The sequence below is a fragment of the Agrobacterium sp. K11 genome (assembly GCF_059429395.1).
Window position 1 is genome coordinate 1 of sequence record NZ_JCAHRB010000047.1, and the last position, 1,007, is coordinate 1,007.

Annotated in this window: 1 protein-coding gene; it reads right to left on the reverse strand. The window is 49.4% G+C overall.

The window, feature by feature from the left end:
- Positions 1 to 496: 496 nt before the first annotated feature.
- Entirely contained in the window at positions 497 to 637 is a 141-nt protein-coding gene (locus tag AC5SEO_RS26875; RefSeq protein ID WP_162995293.1) for a hypothetical protein, read from the reverse strand.
- Between the last annotated feature and the right edge of the window lie 370 nt (positions 638 to 1,007).

A 1,007-nucleotide genomic window follows, 5' to 3' on the forward strand; every position in this document is an offset into this window, starting at 1 on the left:
ATCAGGGCTAAATCAATCTAGCCGACTTGTCCGGTGAAATGGGGTGCACTCCAGACCCAATCGGAAAGGCGCACCGAACGGCTGGCGCACTGTCGTTGACGCCATGGGCGGAGGCTTACAGATTAAGCATATCCTTGAGAGCTAATTGACAAATTGAGTGAAAGTCTCGATTGATCTCCACGTTTCATGGGAACGAGCAACGTTTTTCTAGCTCAAATACTTTCCCGAATATTGGCTACTCGTATTCTGTTTATTTCATCAAGCATGCCGCTTCCAGCTATCTGGAGCGGCTTTTGATAGAGGTAAGCCAATGCTCTCATTGGGAAAAATCTAATGTAGAACAATTGGTGCGGATGTTCTCACATAGTTCGCCCGTTGTTCCGCGAAAGTTATGAGGCTGATAGTTCGCCGGGGAGGCGCTGCAACTGCTTTCCGCTCTCGTTGCCTTCAGCCAGCAACGCAATGCGGGCTTGAGCGACGGACAGCAGAGCCTCGCTCAGTGCCCTTTGGTCTCGCTATCTTTCTTCGCCTGATCGTGATGCCACTTGATCGCATAATACATGCCTATGCCGAGCACTATGACCTTGGCCGGGAAAAAGACGAAAGGAAACCAATCTACCCAAGAACCATCAGACATTTCGAGCATTTCCATTCTGCTGTTTGGAATTGGCTATCCTCAAGGATAGCACTCACTCGAAATGTTTCGGCGATCAAGCTTGCACTCGTGGCGCAACCCAACCACCGCCGTAGTAAGCTCTATTCGACAATTTGAGCAGGCGTAAGACTCTGTACGGTGAAAGCGGACTACTAAAAATGCCATCGTAATTCTGGAAATAACTGTCCAGACGACGTCGATGCCGCCAAAGTGTTGATTATTTTATGGAATTTTGGCGCCCGTTTTTTTTCCAAGGATTTTCTTTTTTGCCCATTGACGTAAGCGCAAGCTGCTCTCTATAAGTCCGCTCACTGAACGAGGGCGGCGGCGCTGCTGGCGACGAAGTCTTTCG

What these genes read in the sequence shown, in the direction of transcription:
- AC5SEO_RS26875 (WP_162995293.1), bottom strand. Translation starts at nt 637, where the DNA reads ATGTCTGATGGTTCTTGGGTAGATTGGTTTCCTTTCGTCTTTTTCCCG.